This is a genomic window from Monoglobus pectinilyticus, from assembly GCF_002874775.1.
Taxonomy (GTDB): Bacteria; Bacillota; Clostridia; order Monoglobales; family Monoglobaceae; genus Monoglobus; species Monoglobus pectinilyticus.
On sequence record NZ_CP020991.1, the window covers coordinates 1,894,921 to 1,916,925 of the forward strand.

The 22,005-nt window shown below is 41.1% G+C and carries 12 protein-coding genes; 6 read left to right on the forward strand and 6 right to left on the reverse strand.

The genetic code is table 11. The annotated features are described in order from the left end of the window. The first annotated feature begins 70 nt into the window (after positions 1-70). A complete protein-coding gene (locus tag B9O19_RS08030) occupies positions 71-9,595 on the forward strand; it encodes an S-layer homology domain-containing protein (RefSeq protein ID WP_102365931.1) in 9,525 nt (3,174 codons plus the stop codon). Positions 9,596-9,866: 271 nt separating this feature from the next. Here B9O19_RS08030 and B9O19_RS08035 read toward each other — a convergent pair whose 3' ends face one another. The 6 genes from B9O19_RS08035 to B9O19_RS08060 are packed head-to-tail and all read right to left on the reverse strand — an operon-like array spanning position 9,867 to position 15,736. Then, complete coding sequence (locus tag B9O19_RS08035) at positions 9,867-11,144, reverse strand: hypothetical protein (RefSeq protein WP_102365932.1); 1,278 nt, start codon at positions 11,142-11,144, stop codon at positions 9,867-9,869. After that, positions 11,125-12,810, reverse strand: a complete 1,686-nt coding sequence (locus tag B9O19_RS08040) for a hypothetical protein (RefSeq protein ID WP_102365933.1) — start codon at positions 12,808-12,810, stop codon at positions 11,125-11,127. The genes B9O19_RS08035 and B9O19_RS08040 overlap by 20 nt, the downstream gene beginning before the upstream one ends. A gap of 12 nt (positions 12,811-12,822) precedes the next feature. Next, on the reverse strand, positions 12,823-13,605 hold the full coding sequence (locus tag B9O19_RS08045; protein WP_102365934.1) for a hypothetical protein: 783 nt from the start codon (positions 13,603-13,605) through the stop codon (positions 12,823-12,825). Between the two features lie 15 nt (positions 13,606-13,620). Next, positions 13,621-13,869: a hypothetical protein gene (locus B9O19_RS08050; protein WP_102365935.1), complete on the reverse strand. Its 249-nt coding sequence runs from the start codon at positions 13,867-13,869 to the stop codon at positions 13,621-13,623. A gap of 9 nt (positions 13,870-13,878) precedes the next feature. Beyond that, positions 13,879-15,117 carry a N4-gp56 family major capsid protein gene (locus B9O19_RS12030; RefSeq protein ID WP_245862907.1) on the reverse strand — a complete coding sequence of 413 codons (1,239 nt, stop codon included), beginning with the start codon at positions 15,115-15,117 and terminating at the stop codon, positions 13,879-13,881. Positions 15,118-15,154: 37 nt separating this feature from the next. After that, complete coding sequence (locus B9O19_RS08060) at positions 15,155-15,736, reverse strand: hypothetical protein (protein WP_102365936.1); 582 nt, start codon at positions 15,734-15,736, stop codon at positions 15,155-15,157. 321 nt (positions 15,737-16,057) lie between these two features. On the opposite strand from B9O19_RS08060, the gene B9O19_RS08065 reads away from it, so the two are divergent. The 5 genes from B9O19_RS08065 (at position 16,058) to ptsP (ending at position 21,779) form a co-directional block, all read left to right on the forward strand. Continuing rightward, entirely contained in the window at positions 16,058-16,810 is a 753-nt protein-coding gene (locus tag B9O19_RS08065) for a DeoR/GlpR family DNA-binding transcription regulator (protein WP_102365937.1), read from the forward strand. After that, positions 16,807-17,709, forward strand: coding sequence for a 1-phosphofructokinase (pfkB, locus tag B9O19_RS08070; RefSeq protein ID WP_102365938.1), 903 nt, complete (start codon positions 16,807-16,809; stop codon positions 17,707-17,709). The genes B9O19_RS08065 and pfkB overlap by 4 nt, the downstream gene beginning before the upstream one ends. Positions 17,710-17,757: 48 nt before the next feature. After that, positions 17,758-19,728, forward strand: coding sequence for a PTS fructose transporter subunit IIABC (locus tag B9O19_RS08075; RefSeq protein WP_102365939.1), 1,971 nt, complete (start codon positions 17,758-17,760; stop codon positions 19,726-19,728). An 81-nt stretch (positions 19,729-19,809) separates the two neighbouring features. Then, entirely contained in the window at positions 19,810-20,067 is a 258-nt protein-coding gene (locus B9O19_RS08080) for an HPr family phosphocarrier protein (protein WP_102365940.1), read from the forward strand. A gap of 8 nt (positions 20,068-20,075) precedes the next feature. Continuing rightward, the gene (gene ptsP / locus B9O19_RS08085) at positions 20,076-21,779 is read left to right on the forward strand and encodes a phosphoenolpyruvate--protein phosphotransferase (RefSeq protein ID WP_102365941.1); all 1,704 of its coding nucleotides are present in this window, start codon (positions 20,076-20,078) and stop codon (positions 21,777-21,779) included. The last annotated feature ends 226 nt before the right edge of the window (positions 21,780-22,005 follow it).

The following is a 22,005-nucleotide window of genomic DNA, read 5'->3' on the forward strand; positions in this document are numbered from 1 at the left end:
ATTACATATGTAAAAAAAATTAAATATATAGGAATTTTATATTCCAAAAAACACAAGGAGGGGTTTTTTAATGAGAACCTTTAAGAGAAGTTTGGCCTTAGTATTGGCCATCGCTATGGTTTTGACCACCTTTGGTATGACCGTTGTTTCAGCGGCTCAGTACAATGATACTGAAGGTCATTGGGCTGAGAGTTATATCAACACTTGGTCTGGCTATGGCGTAATCCAGGGCGACGGCGGTTATTTCAGACCTGACGACGCTATTACGCGTGCAGAAGTTGCACAGGTAACCGATAATGTTATCAGTTATGAAAAAATTGCTGATAATATGTTCACAGACGTATCAACTACAGACTGGTTTGCTGACGCAGTATTAAAGCTGGTTGCCGCTGGTACTCTCACAGGTAACGGGGACGGAACGATGACTCCGAATAACTACATGACCCGTGAAGAGGCTATGACAATGCTTGCGCGTGCGTATGGTCTTACAGTTGAGAATACTCAGGCAGGCATTACCCAGTATGCTGACTATCAGAACATTTCTGACTACGCTACAGGTTATGTTGGAGCTATGACCGCTGCCGGATATGTAGGCGGATATGAAGACGGAACAATTCGTCCTAAGGATTATATCTCCAGAGCAGAGTTCGTTAAGATTATTGATAATATGATTAAGCTTTACATAACAGAGCCTGGTTCATACGGTCCAGAATATGTTGGCGGTATAGTTATGATAAAGACAGGCGGCGTTACCCTTAACGGAATCGTTGCAGGCGGCGTTGTTGTATCACCTCAGGTGAGCGGCGATGTTACTATAACAGGTTCACAGATTTCAGGGGATATCGTTAATCTCTCTGAAAAAGCAAACGTTACATCAAACACAGGTAATGTTACAAACCCAAGCGCAACCACAAAGCCTAACAATATTGTTATAGGCGGCGGTGGCAGCGGCGGTGGCGGTAACGGCGGCGGACCCGCATCACTTACTGTTAAATTCCACTATGGTGAAAATTACGGAACTGTTAAGACTAGAAGTGTAACAAAAGGCAAGAAGTTGTCAGAAAGTTCTGTTCCTACACCGACCGAAAGCAATTGGGACGGTCTTTGGTACACATCTAAGTCAGCAGCAGAGAAATGCAGCGGTACTACATTCGATCCGACTGTTTCAGCTGTTAACAAGAATTATGATTTGTATGCAGGACATATTAATAACTATGATCTGAAAGACGTGGAAATAGCTGTTGATAATAAGACTGATTATGTCAACGTTTATGTTGGAGATGTTTTAACAGCTACGAATCTTGCTCCGGCAGCTGCTAAGAATTATGTATCATATCAATGGTACAGAACAAAAGAAAGCAATGGAACAGGAGACAAGATTTCCGGAGCAACAAAGAGCACATATACAGCTGTAGAAGCCGATAAGGGCATGTATCTAAAAGTTGTAGTTACAGGTGATGGAACAAACTATAATGGAACTGTGTCTGATGTTTCAACTATAGTTTTGGCAAAAGACGCTCCTTCTATCTATCCTGAAAAGACAACAGCAGCATTTGGAAATGACGCAGCAACAACTGTAACTCTGACAGAAGGTCAGACAATTACTGGAGTTAAGACTGAGAGCGGAGAAATGCTTACAGCTGATCAGTATACTTTTGATGCTGAAACAGGAAAACTCACAATCTCAAAGGATTATCTTGCAGGATTGACAGACGGACAAAATGTATTCACAATTGTAGTATCTGATGATGCTGCTTATAATGTAACATTTGTTGTTACAACAACAGGCGGCCCTACAGAAGGACCGGTTCCTACAGAAGAGCCTGAGCCGACAGCAACACCGGTAACACCGGATAAGCCGACAGCAACACCGGTAACACCGGATAAACCAACAGCAACACCGGTAACACCGGATAAGCCGACAGCAACACCGGTAACACCGGATAAGCCAACAGCAACACCGGTAACGCCGGATAAGCCAACAGCAACACCGGTAACACCGGATAAGCCGACAGCAACACCGGTAACACCGGATGAGCCGACAGCAACACCATTACCAACAGCAACCGTAGCACCGATTCAGAAGTATGTAGCAACGGTTAACGTAACAGGTGGTAAAGCTGTACTTAAGGATGCGAACGGAAATACTTATCCTTTAGTAGAAGTTTCTAATCCTACAGAAGAACCTGTTCCGACAGCAACAGCTTCAACAGAGGAGCCAACAGAAGCCCCGGCAACAGCAAAACCGACAATGCCGCCGCTTACAGAGATTACAGAAAGCTACACATTTATAGCAGATGATTTCAATTCAGCAGGAACTTTGCCGATCAGCGAAGGTACAATGCTTGATAACGGAAAAGTATATTCACCAGCTGGAAACAATGCTGCGACAAACAAGAAATCTTCAGAAATTAATGGAGCTAGTCATCTTAATTCAATGCGTCTGAAGGGCGCTCAGAACTCATTGGTATTTAAAACAGCCGTTGACGTTGCGGTAACTGTATATGGAAATGCTCATGATTCCAGAGTATATGCAGCAGGCACAACAAACGGCGGAGTTGAATTGGGTAAAGGCCAAACAGGAAGCGGAGTATTTACATTTAATGCAAGTGCTGGAACCACTGTATATTTGACAGCTGTTAACGACGCTGACAATTCGGGCGGAGACTTGTTTATAGCAGGATTTACTGTAGAACCTACAGCCAATGCAGCGGCTGAAGATGGTGCGGTTCAATATTTAATCCCGGAAGGCGATGTAGTAACAGTAGACGCAACACCTGATACAGCAGGTTTGTATCCGATAGTAACAGTTAAGGGTGCAGACGGACAGGACATCGCGGTAAGCGATAACAAGTTCACAATGCCGGGACAGAATGTAACAACGGAAGTAACATTCGGTGACGCACCGGCAACAGCAACACCGGCTCCAACAGCTACTGTTTCACCGGAACCGACAGCCACAGCAACAGTTGCTCCTCCGACAGCTACACCTGTATTCCCAAGCTATGCTAACTGGAATATCGGTCAAGCAAAAATCGATACCACAGATGGCGCGGCAGCAGAAGTAGTATATCCTGCTGAAGGCGGAAAAGCAGCTATCGAAGTAACGAGCAGAAATATTTACACAACTTTGGATCAGGAAGTCTCAGCAGGTCAGGCTAATGTTTCATTAGATGTATATATTGACCCGGCAGTTCCAAAGAACTTTAGAATTTATTTAGAGAGCGGAACAGAGAACTATCAGAATCCTAATGGTGAATATGTATTTGCAGAAGTAGCAAATAACAACAATTCATCTGTAAATTATGGACCTAATCCGGCAGAAGAAAATAAGCTGTTTGATTATAGTCAAATGACAGCCGGCTGGTATAAGTTTAATATCACTCTCGACTATGAAGGAACAGACTTTATTACTTTAGAAGTTACAGCTCCGGATGGCACAGTGGCAGGCACAGCAAAGATGGGCGCAATTGCAGGTAAGTCTACAGCTTTAAGACAGGTTCGTCTTATTCAGACAGCTGCAGCCGCACAATTTGCAGATATGGCTATAACCGTATCAGGTCAGCCGACAGCTACCCCGGCTCCTTCTACACCAAGTCCGACAGCGGTTCCGGTATCTTCAATAGTAGTTCCTGCTAATGATTTGACTTTAGACGGCGGGGCAGTGCTTAGCGATAACGCTGGTCAAAATTATACATGGACTGAAAAAGCAACAGATGAGATGAAATCAACATTTGGCGATCCAATCGATAGCGTTAACACAGCAAAGTTTGCTTTAATGAACGGCGATGGAAGAAATGTATCTAAGACAATCAATATTCCGGCTGACGGCGAATATAAGCTGATGGTTATGAGTATTGAATATAATAACAGATACTTTACAGCGAGTGTTGATAATGGCGCTGCAATTGAACCCGAGAGTCAAACTCCAGGTAAGATGGCAACAAATAATGCAGGTGGAAGCAATGTTGATTTGACTGTGACAGAATATAATTTAGGCACTTTAACAAATGGAGAACATACAGTTAAGGTAATATCTGCAGCTAATAACAGCAGAAATATTTTGGCTATAGCTGTAGTTCCGGTTGCTGCACCGGCAACACCTGATCCGTCAGCAACACCAGAACCAAATAAGTATATTGCAACAGTTAACGTAACAGGCGGAACAGCTGTTCTTAAGGATGCAGAAGGAAATGTTTATCCTACATATGCACCTGAAGCTACAGTAGCGCCAACCATAGAACCTTCAGCAGAGCCGTCAGATGCTCCTACAGCGGAACCGTCAGACGCTCCAACAGATGAGCCTGCTGCTACAGCAACAACAGCTCCTGTTACACCTGTAACATATAAATATACATCAACCTCAGAAATTAAGGGTGGAAATTTGTGCGAAGGCGATACATGCACATTTGTTGATGAAGCAAGTGAAGAGATTAGAACTTTGTTTGCGGATGGAAGCGATGCTGCTAAAGTAGCTCCTGCATTAACAGCTAACTATAAGAATTATGTAGGTGGAACAGGCAGTAAGGCATCACAGCCATACATTGAAGGAATAAACTTAGAGCCGGGTACGTACAACGTTTATTATTTGGGCTATAACAACGAAGTTGCAATTGATGCTACTATTGGAGACATAAGTTTCTCAATCCCTGCAGCCAGCGGAGTTGCGGTAGCTAGGGAAGATAATAATGCATCTCGTGTATTAAAGGCATATAAGTTTACATTTACTGCAGAAACAGCTTTAACAAACGCTACATTAAAATTTAACACAACAGAACAATGGTTGCCGGATATATTCTCAGTTATTTTGACAAATACAACAGTTGCAGCTAACGCTGCTGGTGTTGATGGTGCAGTTCAATATCTGATTCCGGAAGGCGATGTAGTAACAGTTGACGCAACAGCTGAAACTGCCGGTCAGGTTGCATCAGTTACAGTAACGGGTGCAGACGGACAGGACGTTAAAGTTGAGAATAACAAGTTCACAATGCCAGGACAGAATGTAACAGCAGACATAACATTTGCTGAAGCACCTGCAACAGCAACACCGGAAGCAACAGCAGCTCCTACAGCTAAACCTGCGGAAGTTATGATTGCCGGTGATATGACTCTCAACGGCAGCGCAAAAGTTTATAATGACGCACCAAAAGAGCCGACAGCTGCTTACACTGAGGAATATTCGAATATCTTTGGTGAAAACTTCTCTAAGGCTGGAACAAGCAAAGTTGGATTCCTTGGTTCAAACTTTGGCGGATATGTAACAAAGAATTACACAATCGATGAGACCGGATCATATAAAGCATATATTATGGTATCATATGCACAGAGCAATAACCAGTTTGCGTTAAGCAAGGATGGTACACAGGTTGTTCAGGGAACATTGGTTGACAAGAGTGAAAAGGTAGGAACAAACGGTCAGGATTTGTTTATCTATACATATGATATAGATAACTTAGAAGCCGGAACATATGAATTTAAGTACTATTCAGAACTTGGTCAGTGTTCAGACTTCGTAGCTGCTGCTATAGTTGCCGCTGAAGCACCTGCAACAGCAACACCTGCACCTGCAACAGAAACACCGGCTCCAGCTACAGCAACACCTGAAGCTACAGAAGCGCCGACACCGGACCCATCAGCTACACCTAGTGTAAGATATACATATACAAAGGGTGCAACAACAAACGGTTCATTTGACGTTCAGAATGTATCTCATCCGGAGTTAGTTACAAAAACAGCTGACACAGCTAATAAAGTTAAGTGGACAGCAAAAAATGACCTAGCAAAATTTGAGAATATAGTAGATCCTGAGCCAATTACCGTAGGTGATATTACAATTGATCCTCTTAATAATGCTACAGGCGGAGCGTCAGATTTCTGGAAGCATAACACAGATACAGTTGACGGTATCAGCGGAAATGGTAATCCTCGTCCGTCTTCGTTGACTGGTACTCCTTCAGATAAGGACTTGCCGACAAATGGAACAGTTTTAAAACTTACATCTGCAAAGAGCGGTCAGGCAGTAGTTAACTATATGACTAATGCAGGTAAGATATTTACAGTTATTGAAGCTAAACAGGGCGAAACAACCGGATCATACTTATATCAGGTAACAGCTCCGTCAAAAGCTGCATATACATCTGATCCTATTGAGATGAAGGTTGGATACGATTATTATGTATTCGTTCCGGCTTCTAAGATTGCAGTTGGATATATCGAGTTTACACCATATATTGAAACTACCGAGGCATTTGCCGGTGATACAATTAAAGTATTGCCATCTGCAAACGATGGATATTCAGTAGACGAAGTAAGCTATACACCTGAAAACGGAAATAAAACTGTTGTTTCTCAAAATGCAGAAGGTTATACATTTAGTATGCCGGAAGCAAATGTGGAGATAAATGTTGCATTCAAAGAAGGCGCAGAGCCAAGTGAAACACCGGCTCCTACAGCAACAGCTGCACCTGCAACAGAAACACCGGAGCCAACAGAGGCACCAGCAACAGAAACTCCTGTTCCAAGTGCAACAGCAACTCCAACAGAGGCACCTGCAACAGAAACACCGGCGCCTACAGATGCACCTGTATCAACAATAGCTCCAATACCAGCAAAGGGAATGACTTTACCTAGCGGAGTTAATACAACAGATAAGTCAAGTAAGGTATATAATTGGAATGATAAAGCAACAGATGAAATGAAGGCAGTATTTGGTGATCCTTTAACAGGAGTTAATACTGAAGCTTTAGTTCCAATGGGTGCTGCAGACAGAACTATTTCAGCAAAAATAAATGTTTCAGCAGAACAGGCTGGAAGTTATAAGTTAATGGTTTTGGGTATCGAATACAGTAACAGATACTATAATGTAAAGGTTGATTCAGGAAATGCGATTGCACCTGAGAATACGAATCCAGGTAAGGTAGCATTGATAGACCCGACAGAAAGTAATTCAGACTTAACAATAACGACTTACGATTTGGGTGAACTAACAGAGGGTGAACATACAATTTCTGTAATTTCAGCTGCAAACAACAGCAGAGATTTCTTTGCAATGGGTTTTGTAAAATATACACCGGCTCCGGCAACCGAGACACCGGCTCCAACTGAGGAGCCGGCAACGGCTACTCCTGAACCGAGTGCAACAGCAGAACCTACAGAAGCACCAGCAACAGAAACTCCGGCACCATCAGCAACAGCTATGCCGATTGATGACTATATCAAAGCTAATATTGATGATGTTAACAATCAGTTAGTAGACGGAGACGTTCAATATGCACAATTGGTACCTAACTATGATAACAGTACTGTTGATGTAGAAGTTCTTGACGGAACAATAAAAAATATGAGCGTTGTAAAATCTATTGAAGCAGCTATAGGTCTCGTAAATAAGTATGACCCGGTTGCAAAGTATGCTGTTCATTATGATGGTTCTGATTATGCAACAGTAAGCGCTGCAAATGAAGCAGCAACAAACTTTGATACGGTTGATAACAGACCGGATGGTTATAAGAGCTACAATCCTGTAACAGTATTCGGAAAAGACGATTCTCCTTCAGCTATTGCTATAGGAAAAGCGGTATCAGCTTCACTAGGATTAAATACAGAACAGTTTAATAGCATTTCAACAACAGACCTTGCTACATTCTTAGGATATCTTGAAGCAAATTCAAAATATTCTGTAAATGTAACAGCTTATGGTGCAGATGGAAACTCAATCTTCACATATAAGTTTATATTTGCTGACAAACAACCAGTTCCGACTGCAACAGCAGAGCCAACAGCAACACCAGAGGCGACAGCGACAGCTGCACCAATTGTTGTAAATATGTTCGATAAGAGTGCTGTTGCAATTTCTGCTGGAAGCCAGGATACTGGATTATACTGGGATAATACTAAGAGTGGAAACATGGCTCTTATAAAATCATCGGTAGTTGGTTCGTTTGAAGGTGCTCAAGGTATCATACTTCGTGAAGGAACTAGCGGTGCAGTGTCTGTAAATGTTTATAAGACAAAGGCAACTACAGCTACTGATGTTGATGCAACTCAGATTGCAACCAGAGAAATTAAAATGACTGGTGGTTATACGCCAAATTATGATAATATCATTTCATTTGAAGATGGAACAACATTTGAAAGTGATGATAATATTTTAATAAAACTTTCAGCAATTGATCATTCAAGTTATTGTGGTAATTATAGCACTTGTACAATTTCATTTGATATGCCAAGATATGATATAGCTCTTGATACATTTGAAAACGGTGTTGCTTCAATTAACTCAAAATCTAATCCAACTGTTGCTAATGCAATAACAAAAGCGGCAGAAGGTGAACTCGTTTTTGTTACTGCAACAGCTAATGCAGATTATGAACTTGCAGATGTTCAGTATAAAGGAGCAAGTGAATCTGATTACACAAAATCTGCTAGTATTGCTGGCGCAAAAACTACAGCTGTTGCATTTGAAATGCCTGGTGAGGCGGCAACAGTTAAACCTATAATTAATGCGCTTACATATGTAACAGCTTCTATTTCCGCTGATAATGGTTCTGTAACGTTTACTGATGGAGTAGCATCAGATACAAACAGAGCTATAACAGGTAAGAATGTTTCATTTACTGTTAGTGCCAATGATGGATATGCAGTTGAATCTGTAAAAGTCATGGCAGGTAATGATGATGTTTCAAGTAGTGTTGGATTAGTTGAAAACCTTGGTGTATATTCGTTTACTACACCTTTAACAGATTTTACTGTAACTGTAAATTATATAGAAGCTAAAGCCATAACTGTTGCTTCTGTATCTAATGGTAGTGTTTCAGTAGAAAACGTGACAAGACCTGAGCTAATAAAAAAGGAACTCAATACTGCTGCTTCAGTAACATGGAAAGCCTATGATGAAACAGCAAATGCTATTGCAGCAAACGCAACAGACCCTGATCCAATTACTATAGATGGTGTCGGCGTTGTTGATTTGCCAAATAATAATGATAGTGCAACAGCAACAGATAAGAAGTGGACACGTGGTACTAGTTATAAATTTGATTCATCAATAGGTAATTTTACTGGAAGTATATCCGGTGGAGGAAATCCACGTCCGTCATCTTTTAGCGGAACTCCGAGTGCAACAAATCTTCCGGCAGCAGGTACCGTATTTGAGTTTACGGCAGCCGCAGACGGACAGATGCAAATTGCATATTTTGCAGGAAGTGGTAAGACATTATATTTGTTAGAGTCTGAACCGAATGCAGATAAAGGAACACAACTTGCAACATTTACAGGCGCAAATGCCAATGCTATTACAGACGTATTTGAAGTGAAGGCAGGAAATACTTATTATTTCTTTGGTGGAGCAACAAAAGCTCAGTATTTTGGATTTAAGTTTGTGCCTTATAATTATACAATTTTAGGTGTAGCTGGTGATACTATTAAAGTAAACGCTACTCCTGAAAGTGGAAATTATGTAGTAGATACTGTAACATATGCTACAGCAACAGAACCTAGTAATTCTATACCAGTTGTTGATAATGGTGATGGTTATACTTTTGAAATGCCTAATGATGCCGTTACAGTGAATGCAACTTTTGTTAATTCAATTATTTAACAGTTTAATAAAAAACAACCCATAAGGGTTGTTTTTTATTGATATTATTGGTGTAAATAATTGGTTATATAATAGCTATAAAAAATTTATTCGTTTATACAAAACAAATATGATAAATATGTAAACTACTAATTTAGACTCAAGATTTTTATAGTAGCTCTATTATATCAAGGGACTGCATTTGCAGTCCCTTGATTTTTATATTATTGTTACTTTAAAACATAATATTCTACTAGATATTCAGTTCAAAACTAAAAAATTTTTTTATTCTTTAATACCCTATAGCGTTTTGAAGCATAAGCTGGTTAATTCTTTCCTCTGTTAAACGGTTGTTCAGTCTTTCAGAATTTAACTGGTTATTAATAATTTGGTTGTAATACTGCATATATATTTGTTTCATTACATTATCCATTCTGGAATCCTCTATATCCAAATTATTTTGTGTTGATTCCTGACCGTTGAGTACCTCGTTCCAGTTATAATCCTGAGAATTATTGGCTTCTGTCCAGCGATAATCTTGTTCATTTTTGTCATATTTTTGTTGGTTAAAAAGTGTGTTCCAATAATTTTCATATGCCGCTTTGTCTCGGTCTGTATTTGAAGCGAGAACTGAGTTGATATTAGAAATAGTTTTGTTGTTGGCTCCATATGCGTTGCTGTAGGCTGAGTTGTAGGTGTCCAGCATGTTTTCTAATAAGTTTATGTCCGTGTTATAGCTGTCCGCATAACGTTCATATGCCTGCTGTGCAAGCTCCGGCACCATTTCTCCGAGTTTGCTCATATAGTATTGGTTGGTTTGCGCTGCGGCAGTAGCCGCGGCGGAGTTCCCATAACCGCCGGTAAGCCCCGCATAATTCGCCATAGCGTCTTGACTTGCTCTATTACCCTCAGTGAGGTATTTTTCTTTATAAGCTTGATAAACCGGATCATCGTCAGGGTCATACTCAAAGTCTTTTCGGTTCATTATAGACCTGCTCAGGTTTGTGATTGAATTTAAATAGCGGTTGTTGTACTCATCTAATATTTCGTTTGGAGTTGAGACCCCAAGGGTGTTAAAGTAATCTGATGTTAGGTCCTCAATATCGTTTTGATACGCCCATGCCTTTCCGTTTTCATCTGTATATAAGGTGTTTAGCGGTCTTCCCCCTATAGTGGCCGAGCCGTTACTGTAACCTAACGCGTCTGCTGATACTCCATATTGTCCCGCATATTTTGAATATGCGTCTGAAACCTGTACTATTGGATTATTAGACTTGGAGTAATAGCTTACCAGACTGTTCTGTATTTCAGACGGGCTCGCATATGAAACTCCGGCGTTTTCATCCATATATGATGGTTTCATCAAAGTTCGGCCGCCCAAGGTGACGGTTCCGCTCCTGTCGTCATAGCCAATCAGGTCATTGCTTATCCCCATGTTGGTCAGAGTGGAGCGGATTCCAACAGTACCGTCCTCCCTGGACGGTACTGTCTGTTTCTTTGAAAGGGAGGGGGATTTGTTTGCTGCCGCCAATTTGTTATCTGTGATATATTTATCTGATGTGTTTGGCATTTGTTCTACCTCCTGTGTATGTGATTATCTCTATGTCGTGCACTGCCGCCTGACCTGTGCCCTCAAGCATTATGCGAAAACTGTCGCATTTTTTGAATCTAACCGGCACTTTGTGAACCATAAAGCCATTGCCCTGAATCTCACCGCAAAACTTAAAATCCTCATTGTCCCAGGCTGAGTATATTTTAACTTTGGAGCCTGATTTTAAATCCAGGCGGAGATATACTGTGTTTATTCCCTTGAAATCAAAATCATCAAGGGTAAATTTTTTGGATACCACACACCAGTTTATCTCTTCATCGCTCTCTCCTGAAAATTTATATATATCGGTTTTAGTAACGCCGTAAAGATGTTTGTTATAGCGAACAAAGTCAATGAATTCCGTGTTGTCCTCTTTATGCCAAAGACTATAAAGGGGGTCATATACTAAAAGCTCGGTACCGTTTGAGTTTCCGGCGCAGGCATAGTAACGCTGTCCGTCGGTTCCGCTTTTACAAGTGAAATAGTTGGTTTTTATACAACTGCTGATTTTCTCAGGTTCACCGCCGCTGTACTCATAAAAGCCGTCGGCTCCCATATAGTAAAGTATGCCGCCGAGTTCAGCAATGCTTTTTCCGTCTATTGCACCGCCGCAGGTTTGCTTGGGTATAGAAAAATTTTGCGGTGAGTCTCCGTAGATGTGGTGTATATAGTTGCTCTTAAAAGCGACGACGGCTGTTCTGTAGCTGACTATACCTGTAAACTCGCCGGCAGTGCCGATTTCACTGTACCAGCTGTCATCTGCTAGACCCCTAAAGGAATTAAAATTGAAACAATCGCCTAGTTTGGACGCATATATGTATTCGCCGCTGGTTCCTGTTCCAAACAGACGGTTATTATGAACGCATGCCCAGCTGATATCAGGAATACTTATTTCAATAGTCACAGAATTGCTGTCAGTAGTGTTTTTGAATAGCCCGTAACTGCCGTTTTTAGTATATAAAAGAAGTGAAAGTTTAGATGTTGTGGCCTCGTCAACTACCGCACTGACTATTTGGCTGTCAGAAGCATAATCTTTTTTTGAGTTTATTACATGGGTGTTGTTTTGGTCTTCACTGCAGCCGCTTATGATTACACTGTCTCCTACCTTAAAAATGTCGTCAAATTCCGCGCCGCTTTTCTGTATATAAGCAGTATATACTCCGCTTATTTCATTATGACTTGAGTAAAATTTTGCGTCTGTAACAGTAATCTGACGTCCCATCTTCTTTAACTCATTCCCTATTTCCCCAGTGTCAGGGTCAGGAAGATACCTATAGTACACCTTGTCAGGGAAAATACATATGTTCCCATTAAAGTCCACTATAGATTTTTCACCGTCCAAGAGCTTAATGTTTGTGACAGAGCTGCCCTTGTAGTAAAAATAGTTTTCTGCTACCCCTGTGAATGAGTCAAGACTTCCCGGCTGGTATTCCGGAGCCGTAACCGCTGATATTCCGTTTAAAGAAACAATGTGTTCTCTCGGTTTACGCGGCGAGGCGGCAGGAATAGAATCGGATGACATATTATACATTTCAGACATTTGTCTGTCGTCAATTTTTTCTCTTTGATCATATCCAAAGAAGTTTAAAATATCCACTTTTTTTGTGTTGCTGCTTGTGGACGAACCGCTGGGCGGCAGATACATATTCCTCACCTCCTACCAGAAATTTTTGAACCTTGCCAAATCGTTCAAGGGATTTCTGGTTTTATAATCTTTTTTGTATTCGCTGTACAAATTGTTGTATTGGGTCATATGGGCAGAATACGCGTCGTAATCATGCTGATAGAGCGCCATTTTTGCCAAAATATATTCTATATACAGTCTGTCATATGGAGGGTCTGCCTCTGTTTCGTCGTCTATGACGCGCCGAATTGCCAAATGTGCCGCGGTTTGCGGAGTAAATATATCATCTGTAAGATAGACTGCTTCACCGTCATTTTGATATACATAGCTATCCAGGCAGGAGTCCCAGTTGGGTTCATCATCTAAGTTTTCGAGAAGTACGCATTCTATGTTGTCCCCCTCAAAAAGTGGAAGCTCAGAGCCGAATATGATATTCTCACTCAGTTTATAAGTACCTTTTACCTCAATGTTTCTGATGTTATCAGGCTTGGTGAGATACACTAGTTTAAGTATTTTAGGAGCTGAATTGCTGAATGCTGAGGTCAGTGAACCGCATAGATGAGGCAGGCTTCTTAAATCTGCTTTATCTATTAACTTACCTGCCACATACGCAGCTTCAATATCGTCAATAGAAATATCGTCAGGCAGTTCAAATTCATCAGGGCATGTTACTAAAGTTTCAATAACGGAGTAATATTTTTTTATGTCCCGTCTTAAAGCGAGTGAAACTTCGTCGCACCAGTGCAGCTTTTCACTGAAAGTAAATTGATTAGGGCTGAGAGCGTCTGCAGCTGAAATTGCGTTTATGATTTTCATGTATCCACCTGCCCTCTAAGCCTCTTTAAGGCTTTCAATATATTTTTCAGCCTCAATTTCCTGTTTATTACTTCTTTCAATGGCGAGAGCAACACTTCTAGGAACCATTACTTCAACGCCGCGTTTAATTTGATAATTGGTTCCGTTAACGGTAACGGTCAAATCGTCTTTTTTCTTCCAGTTATCTTTAATTAATGTCACAGGGACAGGTTCATTATAAAATTGTTCAAGTTCATCTGTAACAGTTTGTTTTGTATTTGCCATGTTTACCTCCTAATAGCTGCAAGTTGTTTCAACTCTAACCATAAACTCCGGAGAGAGTATTTCTGCTGTCTGAGTTGCTTTCCATCCGACAGTGCTTCTCTGGTCGAGAGGGTCTCCGGTTCCTGCGCTTCCCTTCTGTTTGATTATTGTCTCAAGGCCGCCGCCTGTTATATTAGTAACCCCATAAGCATTCTGACCAATAAATAGAGTAGAGTATATGTCCCTGCCGTCCTTTCCGGCTCCTGCCGGATATATAGTTGTTCCAGGAACAATAGTAGCGCTTGGAGTTTCAGACAGCGTGATGCTTGCGCTTCCGGCGCTTCCGGCTGCCGCTGAGATGATAGAGTAGTCAAATCCGTTTATCTGTACAGCTTTGCCGGACAGAGCAGCAGCGTCCTTTGCGGCTATTTCTTCTGAAACAGTAATGGTTTTACCGTTAACCTTTGCAACAGTAAGGCTTTCAGGGTCTCCGGTCTCGATGTTTTCAACGGTTCTGAGCGGAGCTGCCCTGAATATTTTAGCTTCTGTGGACTCAACGAATACAACGCCATGAATTTTGCCTATTGTGCCGTTGTACCAGTCTTTTGGGTCAACATTCTGCTTTATTTCTTTCCAGTCCGGGTCGTTTGTCAAATCGTTGGCAACATCAGGGTGAATTATAGCCACGTAACAGCCGTCTTTCATTGGCTGAGCGTTATTGCGTTTCAGTGTTGCTACAGCTCTTTTAACAGCCGCCACATTTAAATAATCGTTATCCTCATAGTTTTCAGCACCGCCTACCAGCAGATTTCGGTCAGACTTGCCGTTTCCGTACTGCACATTGGTTCCGGCATTTACCTTTTCTCTTATTACTGTGTCAAGAGTTCTTCCTGCCTGATCGCCTAAAACATTTTGTGTTTCTACTATAACGTTGTCAATAGCGGACAGGGTTAATATGTCAGAGAGTGTAACATAATCACCGTATTGGTCAACAGTGGATTCAACTGTTGTGACATTGAGCTGGTTGCCCTTAGGCGTTACTCCTTCGGTTAAAGGTTTGAGCGCTTTAGGCAGCGGGCTGAATCTGCGGAATTCAATAGTCTTTCCTGAACCCTTTGGGATAGGCTTGTTCTGTCCGAACTGTCCATGAACCAGTTTTGGGCTGGCAAACCTAATCATCTGTCTGTCGTAATACGCTTTCAATTCAGGAGTAACGTTATTTCCAAGATTATTGGTTGATGTAGTTTGTGTATTATAATTTATACTCATTTATTATCCTCCTTGTGTTTACTTATTTTATAAACTCTTAAAATGAAATTTTTTCACCGTTTCTGACTCTCTTAACTATTTCGTCAAGCTCATCGTCAGTTAATTCCTCAGGGTTCTTTTTAACCATAGCTCCGCTTCCTGCCTTGCCTGTACCGTTCTCGGTGATTCGCCTTTCGGCGGACGGCTTTTCTCCGCGGCTGCGGTACTGGGAATCACCGTAGTTCTGTTCTTCCCTATGACAGAGATAGTAGGCGTCTTCAATGCTTAGTCCATTTCCCCAAACATAATTGCAGAATTTAGGGTTTTGCATTTCACGTCTCATATCAAAATTAGGATTTTTTTCTGAAAATTCCTTGACCTGAGCGTCAATTTCTGAAGTTCTTTTATTGATATAATCCTGCAAATCCTGCTGGTCTTCACCGTATCCGGCAAACTGCCCCATTTGCTGGGCGTTTTGATAACCGCCTGGATATTCCGCCGTTTGAGGCTGACCCATTTGGGTGTTTTGGTAACCGCCTTGATAACCTGCCGTTTGTGACTGCGGTGGGGTATAGTCGTTTCCTTGTTCCCTATATCCGCCGGCCGCCGGCCTTTGTCTTTTGTTTCCGAATCCGAGCATATTTTTGCTCCTTTCATATTTTATTTTGTGGAGATTAAGTGTCTTCCACAATTAAAATTATAATAAAAATATAGTGCAAACGCGTGCCATTAAATTAGTGTACATTATTACTAAAAAAAATGTATTTTTTCTTCTAGAAAAGGCTATATTATTAGTAAAAATGAATGAAAATGATTATAAATGCTTGTTTGTGAAATATTTATGACCGAAAACGCTTGACAATGATTGAAAATGGTGATAATATTACGGTGTAAGATAAATAAATGAAAAATGAAGCTTAAAAATCAAATCTTAAAAATGAAAAAGAGGGGTTGACAGGTCATGCTTACGCAGGAGCGTCATAATAAAATATTGGAACTGCTCACAAAGCAGGATACGGTCACAGTCGGCGAGTTATCACAAGGGTTAGAAACTTCAGAATCAACTATCCGAAGGGATTTGGTAACTTTAGACAAAATGGGCAAGGTAAAAAAGGTGCATGGAGGAGCGGCGGCTATTCATATGGTGAGCACTGTTTTTGAAGAGGATGTCACTACAAAATCAGCACTGAATGTTACTGAGAAGGAAGCGATAGGCAGAGTTGCAGCCGGGCTTGTTACTAATGATGATTTTGTTTTTATAGACGCCGGAACAACGACGGCGGCAATGATTGATTTTATTTACGACAATGTCAGAGCCACTTTTGTTACTAATGGTATAGTTCATGCAAAAAAGCTTATTCAAAAAGGGCTTAAAGCCTATATTATAGGCGGACAGATAAAACTTACAACCGAAGCGGTTGTTGGAACAGAAGCTATAAATAATTTGAGAAAATATAATTTTACAAAAACTTTTATAGGAACAAACGGTATCAGTGTTAAAGGCGGATACAGCACTCCTGATGTTGAGGAAGCTGCCGTAAAGTCAGAGGTATTAAAAAGAGGGAGAAACAATTTTATTTTAGGTGACCATACCAAATTTGACAAAGAATATGCGGTAACATTTGGTATACTTAAAGACGCTTGTATAGTTACTGATGAGCTTGAGGATAATGAATTTAGGGAATACGCGGTTGTTAAGGAGGCTTTTGCATGATTTATACAGTGACATTTAATCCGGCTGTAGATTATGTTATACATCTGGAAGATATAGAACTTGGCGCTGTTAACAGAACCGAGAGCGAAGAGATATTTTTTGGAGGAAAAGGCATAAATGTTTCTACTGTGTTAAGTAATTTAGGCGCTGAAAATATTGCGCTTGGGTTTATTTCGGGATTCACTGGGAAAGCTATTGAGAGCGGTCTTAATAAAAACGGTATAAAAACCGATTTTATAGAGCTTGAAAATGGTATCACAAGGATAAATGTTAAGATAAAATCAAAAGAAGAGACTGATATAAACGGTCAGGGCCCGGTTATAAGCCATGAGGCGATATCAGGGCTTCTAGATAAACTAAAAGTTTTGCAGAGAGGCGATTTTCTGATTCTTGCAGGAAGTATTCCTGCAACAATGCCGGACGATATATATGAAAAAATAATGGAGCGTTTAAAAGACAGCGGTTCCAATATTGTAGTGGACGCAACCGGAGATTTATTAAAAAATGTTCTAAAGTATCACCCGTTTTTAGTTAAGCCAAATAACCATGAGCTGGGAGAATTGTTTGGAATTGAAATTAATACTGAGGAAGAAATTATTGAATATGCGGGAAAACTCAGACAGATGGGGGCAAGGAATGTTTTGGTGTCAAGAGCTGGAGACGGCGCTGTATTGTCTGCTGAAAACGGTGAGGTTATAAAAATGGGAGTGCCGAGCGGTAAGGTTTTAAACTCAGTGGGCGCCGGAGATTCTATGGTGGCAGGATTTATTTTTGGATACTTGCAGAGCGGAGATTACAGAGATGCGCTGAAATTGGGAACTGCCTGCGGAAGTGCGACGGCTTTCTCTGCAGGTTTAGCTGAAAAAGAGAAAGTTGAAGAACTTATGAAAATCTTGTAACTTATAAATTATAAATTTTTTATATAATAAAGAAAAGGAGAGGTAAATATGAAGGTTATTGATTTGCTGAAGCCGAACGCAATCGCGCTAAACTTCAATACGGATTCCAAAGAAGCTTTGTATGATAAACTAATTGACTTGCAAAGCAAAGCCGGAAACATTTCAGACAAGGCCCAGTATAAAAAAGATTTGTTTTTGAGAGATGAAGAGGGACCTACTGCAATTGGCGATGGAGTGGCTATTCCTCACGCAAAAAGTGCCGCTGTAAAGAATCCAGGATTAGCGGCTGTGACAGTGCCTAAGGGGATTGACCTTGACGCTATGGATGGTGGAAAATCTAATTTGATTTTTATGATAGCCGCACCGAAATCAGGCGGAGATGTTCATCTTGAAGTTTTATCCAGACTGACGGTTATGCTGATGGACGAAAAATTTAGACAAAAATTGCTCAGCGCAACGTCCGCAAAGGAATTTTTAAAGTATATTGACGAAAAAGAAATTGAGAAGTATGGAAATGAACAGCCTAAGGAAAAAACGCAGGCTTCAAGCAGCACAAGCAAAGGTATTAAAATAGTTGCCGTCACAGCTTGTCCTACAGGTATTGCTCATACATTTATGGCCGCTGAGGCTCTTGAACAAAAGGCCAAAGAAATGGGAGTAGAAATAAAAGTTGAGACTAACGGCAGCGGAGGCACAAAAAATGCTTTGACAAGCCGTGATATTGCTGATGCCGACGGAGTAATTATAGCGGCTGACAAGAATGTTGAAATGGCAAGATTTGACGGAAAACATATCGTTCAGACTACAGTTTCTAATGGTATCCATAAGCCGGAAGCTCTAATAGAGAAAATAGTTAACGGTACTGCCGGTGTATACTCACATACAGGAGGAGCTGAGACTACCTCAGAAGGCGGCGACGGAGTAGGGCACTCAGTATACAAACACCTTATGAATGGTGTTTCACATATGCTTCCTTTCGTTGTAGGCGGTGGTATTTTGATAGCGCTGGCATTCCTGCTTGACGACTATTCTATAGATCCGTCAAACTTTGGTATGAATACACCTGTAGCCGCTTTCTTTAAGACGGTCGGAGGAGTAGCGTTTAACTTTATGCTTCCAATACTTGCAGGATTTATCGCTATGAGTATATCTGACAGACCCGGTCTTGCAGTAGGTTTTGTAGGCGGAGCTCTGGCAGTGGCAGGAACTACGTTTGCTTCACTTATGAATCCTGACGTAAATGTAGTATCAGCCGGATTTTTAGGCGCATTGTTCGCCGGTTTTGTGGGCGGCTATTTAACTCTCGGACTTGAGAAGCTTTGCTCTAAACTTCCGGAGTCACTTGAGGGTATAAAGCCTGTGCTGATATATCCGTTAATAGGTATTTTGGTAATGGGACTGATAATGTTCCTCTTCAACCCGATAATAGGTGGATTAAACACATTGCTGAATAGTGGTTTGAAAGCGATGAACGGCGCCAGCAAGATAGTTTTGGGATTAGTGTTAGGCGGAATGATGTCTATTGATATGGGCGGTCCATTTAACAAGGCGGCTTATGTTTTCGGAACCGCTTCAATAGCTGAAGGCAACTATGACATAATGGCAGCTGTAATGGTTGGAGGTATGGTTCCTCCTTTGGTAATAGCTCTTTGCACAACTTTCTTTAAGAATAGGTTCACGCCCAGTGAGAGAAAGTCGGGAGCTGTTAACTATATTATGGGTCTCTGCTTTATAAGTGAAGGCGCTATACCATACGCCGCTGCTGACCCGCTTCGTGTAATTCCCTCATGTATAGTAGGAAGCGCAGTTTCAGGTGCTTTGTCAATGGCGTTTGGTTGTACTCTTATGGCTCCTCACGGAGGAATATTTGTTTTCCCGGTTGTAGGAAACGTATTGGGATATATAGCAGCGCTTGTTATAGGTTCGGTTGTGGGAGCGCTCCTGCTCGCATTTTTAAAAAAGCCTTTGGGCGAAAAAGCCGGATTAGTTAAAAAAGGTGATAAAGTTACGGTAAAATAATTTAAATTATTATTGACATTGCTAAAATATAGTGATAATATTATAGTATATTTAGTGAAAATAATTAAAGGAGTGTATATTATGGTTTCAAAAACGGTTACTGTTACGGATCCTGAAGGTCTTCACATGAGACCGGCAGGAGTGTTTACCAAAGAGATGTCAAAGTTTGATTCTGATGTGACAATAAATTTTGACGGAAAGAGTTTTAATGGAAAAAGCATAATGAATGTTATTGCCGCTTGTATAAAATGCGGCAGCGAAATTGAAATAGAATGCAGCGGAAGCGACGAGACTGAAGCGCTCGAAAAGGCGGTTGAGCTGGTGCAGTCCGCAGGGTAGGTGATGAAATGTTCAAGGGAATAGCAGGCTCCGAGGGGATTGGTATAGGAAAAGTCGCAATGATAAAGGAGCAAGACTTGACCTATGAGCCAAAATCAAAATTGTCGGTTCAGGATGAAACAGCTCGTTTTGAGCAGGCGGTTCAGGAATTTACTCAGAGAACTGAGAAAATGGCAGAAGAAATGCGGAATAATGTGGGTGATAAAGAGTCTGAAATCCTGATGGGGCATGTGCTGATGATCAGCGATCCTGCGATGACAGATGAGGTCAAGGAAGGTATAAGCGGCGGGCTTACTTCCGAAGCGGCTACAGAACAAGTTTTTGAGGGTTTTGCCTCAATGTTTGAGGCTACGGGAGACGAATTGACTGTCCAGCGTGCAGCAGACCTTCGTGATATAAAGACTAGGCTGATTAAAACTCTGCTGGGGGTGGAAGAGGTGAATATAAGCGCCCTTCCTGCCGGCAGTGTGATAGTTGCCAGAGACTTGACCCCATCCATGACGGCCGGGATAATAAGGGAGAATATCTCAGGTATAATCACAGAAGTGGGAGGAAGAACTTCACACTCCGCAATTTTGGCAAGGGCTCTTGAGATTCCTGCAGTTTTAAGTATAGATAACATAACAAAAGAACTCATTGACGGTGAAGTGGTAATAGTAGACGGAACGGACGGCAGCGTGATTGCTTCGCCGGGTTCTGAAGAAGTAGAAAAGTACCGGGAGCTTAAAAAGAGTTTTGATGATGAGAAGAAAGAGCTTTTGAAACTGGCGGGCAAGCCCACAGTAACAGCCGACGGCAGGAGAGTAGAGCTTTTGTGCAATATTGGCAAGCCGGATGACTGCGCTTTAGTTATTGAGCGTGACGGTGAAGGTGTGGGACTGTTTAGAACTGAGTTCCTATATATGGACAGTAAAGAACAACCCGGTGAGGAGCAGCAGTTTGAAGCTTATAAAAAGGCCGCAATGACTCTGAAGGGAAAGCCTGTAACAATCAGAACTTTGGATGTCGGAGGCGATAAGGATATTCCGTATTTGGGCTTGGAAAAAGAAGATAATCCTTTTATGGGATTTCGTGCAGTAAGATATTGTATTAAGAATCAAGACCTGTATAAGACTCAGCTGAGAGCTCTGATGCGTGCAAGCGCCTTCGGTGATATAAGAATAATGATTCCGCTTGTCACTTGTGTTGAAGAAGTCAGAGCTGTTAAGAAGCTTGTAGCTGAGATAGCGTCTGAACTGGATCAGAACGGAGTGGCATACAATAAGGACATAAAAGTCGGAGTTATGATGGAAACTCCTGCCGCCGCTGTAATAGCTGACCTTTTGGCAAAGGAAGCCGATTTTTTCAGCATAGGCACCAATGACCTCACTGGATATACAATGGCTGCAGACAGAGGAAACGCTAATGTTGCTTACCTATATTCTGCATATAATCCGGCAGTGCTTAGGAACATAAAAAGTATTATATATTGTGGAAGGGCAGAAGGTATTGAGGTAGGAATGTGCGGCGAAGCCGCTTCTGATCCACTGTTGATACCGCTTTTGGTTGCTTTTGGACTGGAAGAATATAGTGTGAATCCGGTTTCTGTTTTGTCAACAAGAAATGAAATATCAAAATGGTCAGTAAAAGACGCTCAAAAAGTTGCAGAAGAAGCTATGGCATGTTCTACAGAAGAAGAAGTTAGAAATGTCCTGACAAAATATAGAAGATAATAAGATATATACTTATTTCTTATATTATATATACAATTAATAATATTGTATTTATTTTTAAAAGCCGCAGAAATGCGGCTTTTTTTCTCATATTGGCTATAAAATATTAAAACCGCGCATAAACTGCATTATTGTAATGTAGTTTAAAGTAAATAGCAATAAACTATATATTTTATAGGTGAAATTTTAGTTGATTTATATAAATAATGTGATATAATTAAATAAA